The following is a 15,745-nucleotide window of genomic DNA, read 5'->3' on the forward strand; positions in this document are numbered from 1 at the left end:
CGCAACACGCTCGAGTCAAGACTATCTCTAGAACAATAGAAATAGCGTCTCCTAGGCCGAAGCTGTTCGGTCCGTCGGTTGTGCAGATTGCTCGTCGTGTGGCGGGGACTATGCGACAGCAACCAACCGTTCGGCCTGACCAACTACTACTGTCGATCGCCAAAAAGCGGCGGGGTCGCCATGAGACGCTTGAGTTCTTCGCCTTTGGGATAAGCATCGGCGAAATTGGGTTTGTTGGCAGCATTCCAGAAAGCTTTTTCAAGCTCCGCGTCATTGATCACGATCGAGCCTTTCTTTAGATACTCGCGCATCAGTTCGTTCCGTCCGTCGACGGCGATCCACAGACCGAGACTTCCCATGCCGACGCGGCCACCGTATTTCTCGTAAAGCGACTTGCACACAAGCCAATCCATGAGCGAGGCACGCATCATGAACAGCAACCCCGCCCGGCGCTTATCGTCGCTCATCGTTGACCCGGGATGGGCGGGCAACTCCCCTGTCTTAACGACTTCGAACAGCTTGTTGGACATCTCAGGAGTGATTTCGATCCGTTCGCGACGCACGTAATCTTCGACGGCGCGGCGAGCGATCATCCTGAGCAACACTTCACCCATCATTTCGAGTCGCTTGGCTGCAGCCTGGTCCTGAGGAAGTTTTCTGAGCTCCGCTTTCGAACTTTCCTCAGGCTCCAACTGATCGAGAAAGACAGTCGTACCGAAGATGGTGGCGACCAACTTTCTTGGACCCGTCGGCACTGGCTTCGTTGCGGGTAATGTGGTATTGGAGTCAGGCTGATAAGGGCTCGGCTGTGGGGAAGGCGTTAGTACAGAGTTGGGCTGAACGAGGGGGTTCATGGCTTGCAAAATCTGCTCGCGTTCACGCGGGTCCAAGGAATCCAAAACTCTCGTAGCGAAGAAAACCGCCTCAGCACTCTTTTGCGACTTGAGAATCGCCGTTCCGTGATCGCGGATAGCACGAATGTGTTCGAACGAAGCTTTCATTGTATAATTGGCCATCTCCAGCGCTAACATGATCACCGCTTCGTAATCCTTGGACTCCGTGAACTGCTTGACTGCATTGCCAATCACAGAGCCTTCATCAATTGGGTCAGATGGACGTGATTGATAGATGACTTCAGACGCCTCCAACAGCGATTTTGGAATCGGATTGCCTTCCAAAGTTCGGCGGGCTGCAAAGATCGTGATTAGCTCTCGCAAAGAAGATGGCTTGGTGGTGTTCGAGAACAGCTCTTTCAAAATCGGGATCGCATCTTTCAGGCCCAGTTCGATACAAGCTGCACTCGCGGCTTCGACTCTCATGCGGTTCTTGAGCAAATCGAGATAAACCGGCGAGGCTTCAGGGCGATACGGTTTGTTGATCAGGGAGTATGCTGCTGCACTGCGAATGTCCGTATCGTCAGATTGATAAAGTTGAATCAACAGCCTGGTCGACGCATCGGTTCGAATACCGGATAAGCAACCGATGAGGCGAGAAAGGTCCTCCTGTGGCTTCTTCCTGCGTACAGCTTGCTCCACAGCGGCAACGGCGCGATCACCATGGGCCGATAACAACGCCGAAGCCATTTGAGAATCAGCGGCGGGCGGCATGTTCTTCATAGAAATCGCAGATTGAACTAACGCATCAAACATGTCGTCGCCGCCCGCAAGCTGCAACTCATACTTCAATGAATAGCCTACTTGCATCGGAGCTCGCACAAACCACGTGTAACCCAGCCCGTCTCCTAAGCACATGTCGTAAGTTGGCCAACGTGACTTGGCTGGCAACCACGCGATGCGCGATCTCAACTCAATGGGAGCCTTCAATGGTTGTTCAGCGCACAGCACGATTTCGATCTGTTCGGTCCGCCATCGAAACGGCTGGTCAGTTGGTAACATAACCGCTTGTTGCATCAGGTTTCCTGATTCACGGTAATCTCGCGCGAGCACCAAGCGATAACCGGCTGACTTCGTTGCATCAAAGTTGTCAACGACTTGCCGAGCGACCACCGTTGGCTGATCGCTGAGATTTACAATTTGCCAAGTTTCTGCAGGAGTATCCGCGTTCAGCTTTGCCAGCAATTCGTTCGCCAAATCATGCAATGGATGACTCGCTGCAAGTGTTACCGGCGTCGCGGCGGAGCGTTTGCGAAAGCGAGTTCCGTCGAGCAATAGTGTATCGGGCGCCACGATCTCCAATGTCGCTTCGCCTTTCGCTTGGTCGGTTGGCTGCATCACAAACGATTGGAACTTCACCGAGACTTTATCGCCCTCGAGTTTCCACGAGCCGGTAGAGAATTCTACGTAATTCTGCTTTTGTACATAGCGATCAAATTTATCGGGCTCAGAAAATTTCAGCGTCGTCGACTCCGCAATTGGAACCACACTGTTGCTTCCGGGCGTCGACAACACATCCCACTGGCCGAGGATTGGATTCTTCTCCTCGTGGCCAGAGTTTTGTTTGAGTTTTGCCGACGCGTCTGATTCATCCGGCGTCGTCCGGTCCTTCGGCCTGTCCTTAACGCTCGGATCGCCAACCTTCAAATCGCCCAGATCGATTTGTTGTGCTTTTCCTTGCGTCTCGCCAATCGCAACTAGTTCGTTTCGAGTGGCAACGTACATTACGCTTTCATCCATGATCATCGATGCACTGATGCTATTACTAAAATTCATCTGACGGAGGGGAGCGCCGTTGGGGATAGCGACTTTCGGATCCGACGAACAACCGAAAACTGAAAGGGCACCATTTTCATCGCCGAGGTAGACATACTGGCCTGCGATCATGGGAGTTGAATAAATGTTTGCCATTAAATCAAATCCCCAGTGCTGCAATCCAGTGCGACGATCCAAGCAATGCAGGATGCCTTCAATATCCGAGACGAACAGCAAATCGTCCTTGATCGAAATCGTACTCAGGCTGCGCGACATCGTTTCTTCAATGGACAGCTTGCCGTTGCCGTCGACATCCTGTCCCGTAAACTGCCACACGGCTTTGGAATTTGGATTAGGTCGTGTAAAGTCACCATTTTCGACAATGCAAGCTTGAACGCGGCGATGAGGGACTGGTGTGTCCGGATCGCTTTTGTTAAAGACCAACTCGGGGCTTACATCGCCAGTGCCACTTGGATCAACGCACCAAACTCGACCTGGTCCGCTACCGTGTTCAGGATCTTCTCCCATGGCAATGTAAAGCAATCCCTTGTCGACCGTTGGCGCGTGCAACAGGTTGTTGCGTGCGCCGCGACTACCTCCGTTAAATCCGCCTCCCAATATCCACACCGATTCTTTCGGATTGCAGTCGAACTTCCAGATCAACTTGCTCTTTCCGTCCCCAGTGCCCAACGGATCAAAGCTGTAAATCCAACCGTCGCCGCCAGGAAAGATGACTTGCGTTTTGCCCGCAATTTCCGCGATGAGCGGCGATCCCCATTGTCCGTGCAGGACGTTTTGCCCTGGCGAATCGTCCGACCACAACAGCTTGCCCGTTTGTTTGTCGACTGCAATGAAACTCGGGGCATCCGCCACACCAGCTTGATGAGACTCGTCAACACCGTTTCCGGTCACAGCAAACACTCGATCTTTCCATACCGCGACAGTGCAGGTGCTAATGTTGTGCGGACGAACGCCAAGTTCATCCATCATGTCGTAACGCCACACAACATCTGCGTCGTTTGCTTCCGCCAGTTGCTCATCTTTGACGAATCCATCGTTTTCCGAATCGTGAAACCCCTGAGTGTCCAAGCAAACAAGCTCACATCGATTGGTGATGTACCACAAACGATCGCCTTCCACATAGGGACGGCTTGTCACACCTTGCATGGGCCAATCATGATCGCGGCCCGTGGGGAGTTTTTCATTGGAATGCTGCCACAGAAACTTGCCGTTCGACTTTTGAAAACAGAGCAGTACTCCCAAGTCAACGCTCGTTGGATATCGCGAATTGTAAGCGTGGTCATTGTTAGTGCCGACGTAAATATGATCGTCATGTACAAGCGGAGCTCGCATGGTGACGGAACCAAGTGGTACTCGCCAGCGAATATTCCTGCTGGTGGCCAGATCGAAGTCCGTGGGTACACTCTGCAAAAATGCGTCTGATTTCGCCTGTTCTCGCGTATCCGACTGTGCCAACGCAACAAGCATGGCAGGCGTTGCAATACAGGTAAGCAGTGATCCAATCACGAGCATGACTCCGGCTCGCGTAAGTCGCAGCGTTGCCTGATGCCTGATATTCATCAGTCGTTCAATGCGACGTTCTAGTTCGCTTGGGGAATGCCCAGCAGCGGCGAGGGTTGCAAGTTGTGATTTGTTCACCGCAACACACAGTTCTGCCATTCTCAACAAGGCACCGGCATAATTCATCGGCGTGTGGCCTGATTGCACGACCAAATCGTCGCAGCAGATCTCTCGTTCAGCCCCTAGTCGCCGACTGATGAACCATACCGCCGGATGAAAGAACAGCAGCGATTCGATCAAACGCTGCATCAGATTCATCCACAAGTCGTATCGCCGAATATGGGCCAGCTCATGACTCAGAACAGCAGACAGTTCCTGCGACGTCAATCCTGTCATGATCGAAGCGGGCAGCAAGATCATTGGACGCAACACACCAACCACGGTCGGCACAGCGACCCGTTCGCAGTACCCTACCACTGGAATCACTCGCAGACCGATTCGATTTGCCTGCTCTCGCATGCCTTGGATCACTGCAGAATCTGAAAGTGGTTGCGAAATGGACCGCAGTCTATGCCCGCCCCAAAGCGCCCTGCCGAGCCGCATCAGAAGCAGGACAACTCCACAAAGATAAGCGGCCGAAATCCAAGGAGCCAACCACATAAAACTGATCAATGAAAACCGTGGCGACGCAATGGATTGTGGCGGAATCATCGGGACTGGATTACTAGCAACTATATTCTCGATAGTCGGTTCAGGGAGTGAGGGCGATGGTGTCAAGCTTGAGTTGGCCCCCGGCTGATCCGCGATGAGACCAGAGTCTTGTTCAAGAATAGGAATCGCTGGAAAATCGACTTTGACAACTGCGCGTGACGTCTTTCGCAAGGCGTCAGGCACATCTACCATTGCAAATGTACCAATAACGCAGGCTGGAAAACCAAATAGGGCTGCGGCGTAGATTGCATATCGCAATGACGCCGACGCATTTTGAAAAACTCTAGCAAATATTGCCGCAGCCAAAGCGATCAAGGTGCCTTGCCACAAAAAATGCGCTAGCGTGAACATCCAGCGGAGACTCAGGTCGTTTCCCACCAGCAACAACAGTTCATTTAGACGCTCACTCATTGTTCATCTCCCGCAGTTTCTGGTTGAACACGCGACGCAGACGTTTGATTGTGTCTTCGTCCAATTCGGCAGCATCAAACAGACTTAGCACCACCGCTTCCGCCGACCCATCAAATACGCGATCAACGAATTCGCCCAACATTCCCTGAGTGACTTGAGAATCGCTGACGCGCGGCTGGAAGCGAAAGGCCTTACCTTCTGTCGGATCAAGCTGTTTCAATAGCTGCTTGTCCACCATTCGCTGAACGGTTGTGATGACCGATGTATAGGCCAGCGAACGCCCTTGCTCCGCCAGCTGATCGCGAATCGCTCGAGCGGTCATCGGCGACTGCTCCCATAAGACTTTCAATACTTGCAGTTCTAGTTCCGTCGGATTCACGCGTCTCATCGCATCTCCTTGTTCACGCCCGCAATATCTACGCTTGTAGATGTTACGATCAAGGTCGCCGGATGTCAATGTAGAAAATCTACACGCGTAGAATTGCAAGTTCTTTCACAGGTTCCTGCCAACTCGATTCTTCGAAACAAAGGATGGCCAGCTATCCGGCCAAAGTCCTTTGTTGGCTACCGAATACAATGCATAGGCAGAGTTCGTGAAACAAAGGACGCTTAGTGTGATGCAAACTACAGTTCGTGTTAGATATCTCATTTGCTTGTTGGCGCCTTGAAACGTTCGTCGATAACGGGTGTATCGGGCGGAAGTTGGATTCGATTGAGATCGATGATCTCGCCGTCAACAATCAGTTCGATATAGATCGTTTGCTCCCAGTTTCCTTTGGCATCTTTTGCGTCAGCGATGGCGACTTGGCCTCTAGGCGGAGTGTGGATGCAAACGCCAGGGCTCTTCCCATCTATCCAAAAACTTGGACCACGTCGTAGAACGATAGGTGCTCCCTTGCTTTTCACCTTGAGTAAGTGCGGCCACGCGGCCTCGAAGTCGGCGCGCTCGGTGAATGGGATCGCATATGCAAGCAGTGGCTGCTTTGGGCCTTCAAACGTTCGCGATTGCTTTCGCAGCGGTTCCAACTCCTTGGGCCAATTCTCGGGCCAAGTTCCGTGATCGGTCACGCCGTAATCCGCATATAGCGGCAAGACGAAGGTAAACAATAAAATGGTCGTGAGTGGCGTTAGGATTTGCTTCATCAGTGTTCTCCAATGGGTGAGTTGATTGCCAGATTCCTGTTTGATTGACATCGCAGTCCGCTGGGCTTTGCTGTTTTCAGCCCTTCGGCCTTTCTGGTTCTATATTCTTCGTAACCGGGGGAGCACCACCGGCTAGGGTTGTGTCGGCCCTTCGGGCTTTGCGACAAAATCTTTCATAGGTAGCAGGTATGAGACTCGGCTACCGCTTGCATCCTTTGCAATTATTTCTAAGGAAAGTGTTGATAGATTGCCACGCGCGGCCACGAAGCCGACGATAACTCGACCTGGTTTCGATTCGCCCTCTTTCAAGGTTACAGAAAGCAACAGCTTGTCGCCGTCGAATTGCTTGAGCTCACTGTGACATCGCCCCGTAGCCCCAGAGACGGGTTTTAAATCATCGCTTGCCAACACGAGTAGATTAATCTTGTACGTTGCGCTTCTGGTCTTGACCTTGGCTACTTTTACCTTCGCTGCGATTGGATTGCGTTGGTAGTTGATCCAAGCTGTCGAGGCTAATATCGTAAAGGAAAATGTCGTCCTGGAATGGAAGGTCTGCTACACCGAAAGAGAGCTTTCCTGTGATCGTCAGCTCTTTGCCAGTGAAGTGAGCAGGGAGGTCTGTTGTTTATTGCTGAGTTCCATCCTATTAGCAATGAGTTCTTCCACCGTGTAGATCTTTGACGAACCTGGTGAACGAGCGAATCAATTAGGTTGTGGTGGTGGATCTTCATTTTTAGTTGGTTCGTCATTTGAGTGTTCGGTTTCGGCGACCGGTAAGATTAGTTGATCCAGGCTGTCCAAGCTTATATCGAAAAGCAAAATCGTGTCGCGCCCCGGAAGATCTACTCCTCCCATGGATAGCTTCCCTGTGATCGTCAGTTCCTTCCCAGTGAAGTGAGCAACGATGTCTGTCACTCCGTTTCTTTCAAGAGCCTTTTCAACATTCTCCGAAACACGGATCTTAAGTGCGGAGGGATCGAGTCCACCATTGTACGCTTTCGAGCTCAGCCACCAATGCTGAGCCTTCGTGCCATCGGCATTCACAGTTCCTTCTTGTCGGACCGAAACCACCTTGACCCGAACGTTAATTGGCAGTTGTTTGTTACTGAGCTCCATTCCATTGGCAATAACTTCTTCCACCGTGTATATCTTCGACGAATCGGTAGATCGAGCGTCTCCATTTGGTTGTGGTGGTGTATCTTCATTTTTTGTTGGTTCGTCGTTTGAGTTTTCGTCGAGTTCGAATTTTGGCTCACCGGTTGGCAGCAAAGTGAGCGTGAAGTTCATTTCTTGCCTGTTTCTATCAGGCGGGATACGAAAGTAGGCGATTCGTGTTCCCATCTCATCCTTGATGCCGAACCGGAAGTCTCCCGATGACAGTTTGTATCTGACTTCGGGAAACTGGATACTCAGTCGCTGTGCAGCAACAGCCAATAGCTCGGTCAACCCCACCTTTCCTCCAATGGCTACAATTCCCTCGAGCCTCCATAAGCGGTTAACAATTTCACGATGCTCTCTGCGTCTCTTGTCCAGTTGTAGCTCGCCCACTCTTCCCTCTAGATTGATAGCAACACGTTCGGTGCGGACACTCGTGTCGTCTCGTTCGAACTCAGCCATCGACGAAACGGTACTTTCATATTCCGCTCCGATATCCCCCGCCCAATCAACTTGCGCGGCGATGAACTCCACCAGTTTCTTGACATCTTCAATGGGAGCTTTCCCTTTCACGCTCGGCCGGCCAGGGAATACGGACTCCAGATTCATATCCGTCGAAACACGGAGCTTTGCCATGCGCTTTCCAAGCAAAGGATAATTGAAGTCCCAAGCAATCAAGAATCCGTTCAAATCTCTTGAATGATTTGTGTCGGGGTCACTTGCAGTCGCTTGTTGCGGTGGTTGTGGAGTTTCGACCAATTCAGGTGCCTTGTCGTCAACGCTTGCTTGACTAGACGAACCTTTGGGAATTCCTGCAGCCAGGTCGCCGCCTCCCTTTGAATCCGCACTCGGATGCTCAAGGGGAACAATGATTGCTGATGAACCGTTCTGTTTGTTTTTTGCAGGACGTACGATCCACCTCATTTTACCTTGTTGCATCGCCTTCTCGTACAACGGCAAAATGGTCGCCATATCAACATCGGTCACGTATGAATCGGCTCCTAAGCTCACTTCAAAGCTCCAAGCGGAACCGTTATCAATTGGCGTATCGACGAACTCCGTTATCGAAAGTATCTTCACATTCTTGAAAACATGCCATTCTCGCCAAGGCTCATGATCGTAGTTCCTTCGCGATTGATAGACGTCTACATAGTCACCAAGGTCAAATGGCCCCCCCTGATAATCTGTAGAGCGTACGTACAGCGCAACTGTTTTGGGTAACTTGTTGTTGTTGTTGTTGTTGTGCGCTCCTGAATCTGGATCTTCGTAAGTCTTTTGTTCACCGTATACACCATCGGCGACCACGCTTCGCTTCCATGTCAAATCAGCGAGCCTAGGACTGCCGGATTCCTTTTGAGTACCTTTGTTTGTAGTCCATGCCCCCCGGATTTCATTGTCAACCAGTCGGAGCGACATTTTGCCGTTGTGATTCTCGCCTGACTTCCAAGTGCCGTTGAAGCGTTGTTCGAGACGCGACCACTTCAAGCGCAACGAGCCCGATTCGCCTTTGCGAATGGCGATATTGGGAACAGGTCTGAGGAGCGATCCACCGTCAAAAAGTCTGGCAGTATCGTCCTCTGCCGGCCTGTCGCCACCGATGCCGCCAAAAGTGCCTTCGTACTTTCCAAGCCCTTTATCGTTGAGCACCACAGTCCCCCATTCGTCGCTGGTCCATTGTCCGCTGATGTCGGGCGGTTCGGTAGCTTGCCATAACACCATTCCGAGTAAAGTCATTCCAAAAATACCAACCATTATCAATACTCCTATACGAGTGACATTGAAAACAGAACGGCCGGTAGTGGCTTGAGGTACAAGCGACGCTGGTAGAGGCGCGGACGTGGGTTGTTGAACATGAGCCAGACAGCCTTCGAGCAACTCAGCGACTTCTTCGGCCGATTGAAAACGTTCGCTCGGCTCCTTGGCGTGTAGCTTTTCGATGATCGCACACAGCCACTCGGGCACGTCGGGATTGATCTCGCGAAGCGGTCTTGGCTGGTTGTCGGTGATGCGGCGGAGGATGCCGAACGTTGTTTCGGCTCGGAAAGGGGAATGGCCAGCACACATCATGTACAACACACTCCCCAGCGAAAACAGATCACTGCGATGATCGATCGATTCGCCACGTGCTTGCTCGGGTGACATGTACTGCGGCGTCCCTGCGATCACTCCGCTGCGAGTCATCGTGGCATCATCGACCGCGCGGGCCAATCCGAAGTCGGTGATCGTGACGCGCTCGACGCCTCGTTCCAGCAGGATGTTGGCTGGCTTGATATCGCGATGCACCAGCCCCTGAGCGTGTGCGGCGGCCAGGCCGGCTGCGATTTGTTGACCGATCCGCAGCGTGTCTTGCGTACACAGGGGCCCATCGGCTTCGACACGTTTCTGTAGCGATGCTCCGCCGATGTACGGCATCACCAAATAAGGCAATTTTGGGTCGTCGGCGACGCAGTGAATGGCGATGACGTTCGGATGCAGCACGGCAGCAGCCGCTTTCGATTCACGAGCGAACCGTTTTCGCGCCGCGCCGCTGCCAGCCAGATGCGGTGCCATGACCTTCACAGCCACCACACGATCAAGCGAACGGTCATGCGCCTTGAAGACGACTCCCATCCCGCCGCAACCAATCACGCCCGAGACTTCGTAGCCCCCGATGCGACCGAGCATCTCCGGGTCGTCGGTGGGAGCCAACATACCAACGACTTGATCCATCTGTTCAGCGAATGTAGTGGAAGTTGTTAGACCTTCGTTAGTGCTTGGATTGTTAGCAAGATCTATCACGTTGGATCGGCGCGCCCGATGAGTCAACAATTCGCCCGCCTCCCGCCACTGGTCTGCCGCTGCGACGCGACGTTCCAGTTCTTCGCCACAGCTTGCACATTGATCCAGGTGCGCCGTCAATTCGCTCTCCTGCTGTTCACTGAGTTCGCCGCGCACGAAGGCATCGAGTCGATCGGGATCGCATGTTTGTTGTATGTTCATTCGTTCACGTCCTCTAGCTTCTCAACCGCCGCGCGCAACTTTTGCATCACGCGACAGCGACAGGTGTAAATCGAACCCGTTGTTTTTCCCAAAGTGGTTGCCGCGTCGGCATTGCTGATGCCTTCCACCACGGTTAGCTCAAAAGCCCGCCACGTGTCCGGGTGAACTTCGCCGCGAACAGTCTCGGCGGCAATCGCATACAACTCGCGACGCACCTCCAGCTCAAACAGCGATTCCGTTGCCGGTTCCGGTTGCTGGATCTCAGCAAGAAGATCACCAGCGCTGCTCGAACCTGTCGCCAGTTCACCTTTCCGCCGAGTCACAGCGTTGATGATTGCATTGCGCGTGACTCGCCGAAGCCAGTGATGAAACCGAGCCGAAGGAGACGAGCGTTCCCAGCGTGGAATCGCCATCGCGATCGCCATCAAAACTTGCTGAGTCACATCGTGAGCGTCCGCATCCTGCAAACCGCGAGCGATCGCAATCCGGTAGATCACTGGCTGATAGATCGCGACAAACCGCTCCCACGCCAACCGATTGCTCGGGTCTTTAACCTGAACGATCAGGCTTTCGCGTGTTTCGGGGAATGGCGTCAAGACAGGTCTCGCTGCTGAAAAGTGCCGGGAATTCTCGCATCTAAAGGATTAAACACGAGAATTGCGAAACCTTACAGCACAACCTCATCATTATGGAGTTTCTTTGCCACCGCGTGCGCGCGGAAAAGGAAATCGTCAAGAAAGACGATAAACGACAAGCCTAAGGCGTCGGTGGGCTCGGCGCATGAAGGTCACCTGCGGCTTAGGGTTCGCTGCCTCTTGATTTTACAGGAGGTGCATCGAGGGGTATGATCTCGCTTGCTTTGGCATCGTTTGTAAGAATCGATAGCACAGGAGGAAATAGCCGTTGGCGAACCATACATTGGAGGGGAACGAGCGAGCAAGCTTTTTGCATCTTGGGCCGCAGTACCGGTCAACGCGAACGTAATCCGATTGGACTTTGATGAACGAATCTCGCTACCAGTTCAGTACTAGAGAGCTACTTCTTTTGCCTTTGGTCGCAATCGCTGCATTCAATGTAAACGCGGCGTTAAACTATCTGCTTTATGATGTGGAATGGGAATTTGCCAAATTTTGGTTTGACTCAATTGCATCGACCAACTTCATGTCGACACTCCCAACGCCTGTCTGCGAATCATTGGGGGGATTGTTCATTCGAAGTGTCGATATGGTCGTTGCATATCTGATAGCCATTATCCTTGTGATCCTAGGCCGACTAACTCAACCTGCCGCGGTACTCCTACTCATAACGCTTCCGTTTTCACCACAAATCGGCACTCTCTTTCCACTACAAACGATGGTTTTAGATCCCCTGAATACCCTGGCAGCACTCTGGCCTGAGTACGTGATGACGCTTGTCTTCATTCTTGTTTTATTGCGCATTGCGGCCCGCACGAAGAGTTGTCGTAGCTCGCGTACTCAATTGCTCGCTTTAGCTGTTTTTTTCTTTATCGCTGCGTTGGGATGGTGGAAAACGAATCCACGAGGGTACGGCGGCCCACCGCTGCAGAACGAGTTAAAAGCGGATAGCCAATCCGTACAATGAAGCACCAGATTCAGCGTTTTCCCAGCGGGATAGTGTGCCCGCTTACCGACTCAGCCAGGTGCCTGGATTGACTGCGATAATCCAATTGGAGTCGTCGCACTGCATTCCGTTTCTCGGCTCATTTAGAATTTCCCGGACTCGCGAACTACGTCTCGCAGAGTGAGATCCAGTTGCTTCAAGATTGCGATGCGCCCATCGACGAGTTCCCCAACACTCTCATCGTTGAGTCCATACTTGCCATCCATCAGCTCCATTAGTTTTTGAAGCGAGAGAGTCGGCAGTCGCTTCCAGATTGTAAACAGATAATCCACCGCTAGTTTTTGATGCTTCGGCCCAGCGGCGACGATGATGCATTTGGCTGCTCGCACCAACTGGATCTCGTTGTATTCGCTGTCTACGGAAGCAAACCATTTCGCTAACGCGGCCTCGATTGCTGGCTGGCAGGCCGGCAAGTTATGCATTTTACGAATCGCTTCAGTGGCCACGTATTCTTGAACGCCATTTTCCTGTGACTTCGGATTCGCCGTTGCGTTGTCCCAGTAGTTATCCAACCACCATGGGATCGAATGACCAGAGTAAGTTGGTCCTGCGGTTGGCGGCGATTCTCCGTTCGAATTCATTGCGGGCTGCTCTCCATTGCAGGCGTGTCTGATGGCAGAGGATTCGAAGCCGCTTTGTCGTTGTGCTCAGCGCCGACGATCGCATCCTGAACGATATCTGCAGATGCGAGCCAATAGAGATCGTCACCAAATACAAACAGCACCGATTGAGCGTCGCTCAGAGATTGGATCCGAGGCGAGAAAATCTCAACACCGCCGGATGCACTATGAAAGTCCATGCGGATTTGTACGTTCTTCGTCCCTGGAACGATTCGGGCTGTAAACGGGAATTGCAATCCAACTGCCGTTGTCTTCACGTGCGTACGCGTTCCTGATTGGACCGCCTCGTCCATCGCAACAAAGCTGAAATCACGCGAACTGTTCTCACTTTCAGACTTCTCATTTTTCTGAAACGCTCGTAGTTCCTCAGCTTTCTCTGATGAAAGTAACTGTATGAACTCCTGTGTCAAGTCGATGCCGAGCGACTTTACATCGTCTTTGGTGATCTCAATCCCGACTCCGCGCAAGCGAATTCGGTCGTTGCTGATGCCGATATCGCTCATGAAATTTGCGATTTCCTGATGGCCCGCTTCCGTGTGCCCAATCAGCAAGCATCGCGAGCTACTAAGGACCTGCACAAACTTCGGAGGCTGACTGCACGTCGCTGTCACGGTTTTGGCCAAATCCTCTAGCGACTGCTCGATGTCGGTTTCATACTTTTCGTAAACTTGCTTCGTGTCGTAATTGCCTTTGCCTGTAAAGAAGCTCTCTGTAACAAAGCTCCCCACGGAGTAGCGGCGGGTAATCATTTTAGAGTTCGACTGTTCCGGGACAGCCGCACTGGGAGTCTCAATGTTTGGTTGAACAACATTGAGCAGTTCATCGAACAAGCTAGAGATTCGCCAAGTCCCATCTAGGTTCGTTAAAGTCATCACCGGCAATTGTTCTGAACCATTTGAAGTAAAAGACTGCTCCGCAATGTTCGATCCGATACCCACAGTTGCAGGCGTTGGCTCAATCTTCACAACGAGTGTCGCCACCGCTTTATCTCCGGTTTGTGTGACACGCCATTCCCTATCTTTTTCCTTATTAAAGTACCCAAATGGTTCTCCGGTGAGTTCATGGTATGCCTTTAACATGTCGACCGAAAACTTGCGCAGGTCGGTGACCCTTTCAGCGCTTTTCCTTACGCCTGCAACATAAGCGGTGATCACAGATTTATCCTGTATCGATCCACCGAATCCGATAGCAAACATCAATGAGAGTGCTTCACTCGCCGCCTGCTGTTGCTCGGGGGTAGGATTGGGCTTCAACCAGCGATTCAGGGCTTCTTGAATTCGTGCTGGTCCCTGACCCAAGTCACCTCCGTTTTGTTTCGCTAAATCGGTCATTGTCGTAACTTGCATCGCCGATACCATCAAACTACCCGCCAAGTCGCGAACCCCATCGTCGCTAAACAGCGATACAAACTCTTCGTACGATCCGTTATTACTGCACTCGTCCACTCGAGCGAGCAAGGCTTGCGGAGTGTCGAATTGAGGTAGCAAATTACCCAGAAGTTCACTCGACTGCCCTTTGGCCTTCCCGTCGATGTTTACGCGTTCAATCCAGTTTGTTGTGCGAGCATCAATAAACCCTTCAATCGCTATTTCGAATTGGCTTGGATAAGCGTCTTCTACATTTTCAAGGTGCTTGAGAGAAGTAATAAGAAGCGCGTCCACTTTCAATTCGTGGCTCCTCAACTGCTTAAGAAGTTGCATTCGATTATCGATGTAATAGGGGCTGCTGCGCGTTAAGTCGCGAGGTCTAAGTCCAGTCTCCTGCATGGCGAGTTTGACGGCCGAGCGGCTAAGCAACGAGTAACTGCCTTGGACACACGCGAACGGAATATCAGCCGCAATCCATTGGTAAATTGCTTCTTGAAGACTGACCGCTTCTTGTTTGCCTTGATAGTCGACATCTACGATCGCGATCACTTTTGGGGCGTCGTGTTGATGAATTGCAGGTGGAACTGGAAAGGCAGCCAATAGTTTCGAAGTTGCTTGCTGTACTGGGGACTTCCAAATTGCGTGATCAACCGAAACTGCTTTTGTGTTCTCTGGTTCAGCGCGGCGGCATTTGATCAAAGTTACCTTCGTACCGGGAACGAATAACGATGGACGAAAGTCCTTGTTGGCCCTTCCTTCGTCGCTTGCCATGCAAATTGAAAGCTTTGTTCCATCGCAAGCAATAATTCCGCGAATAGTTTGGGGATCTCCATTGGGGTCATAAATAAAGTCAATTGGAAGCGGACCTTCTTCTGTTAGTGTTGGCGATACGACTTCCTTGCAGTCAGCCAGAAAGATTGGTCCTGTTGTATCTTGTTTGCCAACCAGGTATCTCAACGAATTTCCCTCAATTTCGACCTCCACCTGACCAGCCGAATCGGGTAATGCATCTTTGTTGCCAGCGGAATGCGTCTGAACTGTCCATCGACCCTGAATTCTCTTCCTGATAACCGTCGCCGGTGGCTCACGGGGGACGTATGGCATACTTACATTTGACGGGGAAACAGACGGAGGCAACAGCATTGCGAGGTTGCTTGAGCTTTGATTCGGGGCAACAAGAAGCTGCTCACTCACTTTCCCTGCATCCCATTTCAAATTGGGATTTAGCAAATCTTCGACCCGTCGCTCGATGACCTTTTCAGCCAGCTTGTCTCGCATGTCGATCGATTGCTGCATGCTCTGCATTCGCTGAGCTAGATCGGCCAACTCGGCACGCTGCAGTGCTTGGCGCGCTTCGAAGGATTTGCGAACTGCAGCTTTTAGTTCAGTTCGTTCTGGTTCGCTTGGCGACTTGGATAGCTTGAGTTTGTCCGCGAGCTGATGAGTTTGTTGCTCGAGTTCGTTGTATCGCTGCTTGAGTGACTCAAGTGATTCACCGCGTTCGAATCCGATTGAGAAACTGAACACTTGAGGTTTCGGGCCGTTTGCG

General features: G+C 51.9%; 8 protein-coding genes. 1 reads left to right on the forward strand and 7 read right to left on the reverse strand.

What is annotated here, in order from left to right; genetic code table 11:
* Nucleotides 1-146: 146 nt before the first annotated feature.
* The 5 genes from SH573x_RS14370 to SH573x_RS14390 all read right to left on the reverse strand — a co-directional run bounded on the left by SH573x_RS14370 (nucleotide 147) and on the right by SH573x_RS14390 (nucleotide 11,164).
* On the reverse strand, nucleotides 147-5,291 hold the full coding sequence (locus SH573x_RS14370; RefSeq protein WP_479356115.1) for a M56 family metallopeptidase: 5,145 nt from the start codon (nucleotides 5,289-5,291) through the stop codon (nucleotides 147-149).
* On the reverse strand, nucleotides 5,284-5,679 hold the full coding sequence (locus SH573x_RS14375) for a BlaI/MecI/CopY family transcriptional regulator (protein WP_479356117.1): 396 nt from the start codon (nucleotides 5,677-5,679) through the stop codon (nucleotides 5,284-5,286). Before SH573x_RS14375 ends, SH573x_RS14370 begins: the two co-directional genes overlap by 8 nt.
* Before the next feature lie 257 nt (nucleotides 5,680-5,936).
* On the reverse strand, nucleotides 5,937-6,434 hold the full coding sequence (locus tag SH573x_RS14380; RefSeq protein WP_479356119.1) for a hypothetical protein: 498 nt from the start codon (nucleotides 6,432-6,434) through the stop codon (nucleotides 5,937-5,939).
* 702 nt (nucleotides 6,435-7,136) lie between these two features.
* On the reverse strand, nucleotides 7,137-10,568 hold the full coding sequence (locus SH573x_RS14385; protein ID WP_479356120.1) for a protein kinase domain-containing protein: 3,432 nt from the start codon (nucleotides 10,566-10,568) through the stop codon (nucleotides 7,137-7,139).
* Nucleotides 10,565-11,164, reverse strand: coding sequence for an RNA polymerase sigma factor (locus tag SH573x_RS14390; protein ID WP_479356122.1), 600 nt, complete (start codon nucleotides 11,162-11,164; stop codon nucleotides 10,565-10,567). The genes SH573x_RS14385 and SH573x_RS14390 overlap by 4 nt, the downstream gene beginning before the upstream one ends.
* Before the next feature lie 403 nt (nucleotides 11,165-11,567).
* Here SH573x_RS14390 and SH573x_RS14395 point away from each other — a divergent pair, with 403 nt between their 5' ends.
* Nucleotides 11,568-12,170, forward strand: coding sequence for a hypothetical protein (locus SH573x_RS14395; RefSeq protein WP_479356123.1), 603 nt, complete (start codon nucleotides 11,568-11,570; stop codon nucleotides 12,168-12,170).
* A 122-nt stretch (nucleotides 12,171-12,292) separates the two neighbouring features.
* On the opposite strand, the gene SH573x_RS14400 is transcribed toward SH573x_RS14395, so the two are convergent.
* Together SH573x_RS14400 and SH573x_RS14405 are read right to left on the reverse strand one after the other, a co-directional pair.
* Nucleotides 12,293-12,790, reverse strand: a complete 498-nt coding sequence (locus SH573x_RS14400; protein WP_479356125.1) for a hypothetical protein — start codon at nucleotides 12,788-12,790, stop codon at nucleotides 12,293-12,295.
* On the reverse strand, nucleotides 12,787-15,492 hold the full coding sequence (locus SH573x_RS14405) for a hypothetical protein (RefSeq protein WP_479356888.1): 2,706 nt from the start codon (nucleotides 15,490-15,492) through the stop codon (nucleotides 12,787-12,789). The genes SH573x_RS14400 and SH573x_RS14405 overlap by 4 nt, the downstream gene beginning before the upstream one ends.
* Nucleotides 15,493-15,745: the final 253 nt, after the last annotated feature.

Source organism: Rania fehmarnensis (genome assembly GCF_056494185.1).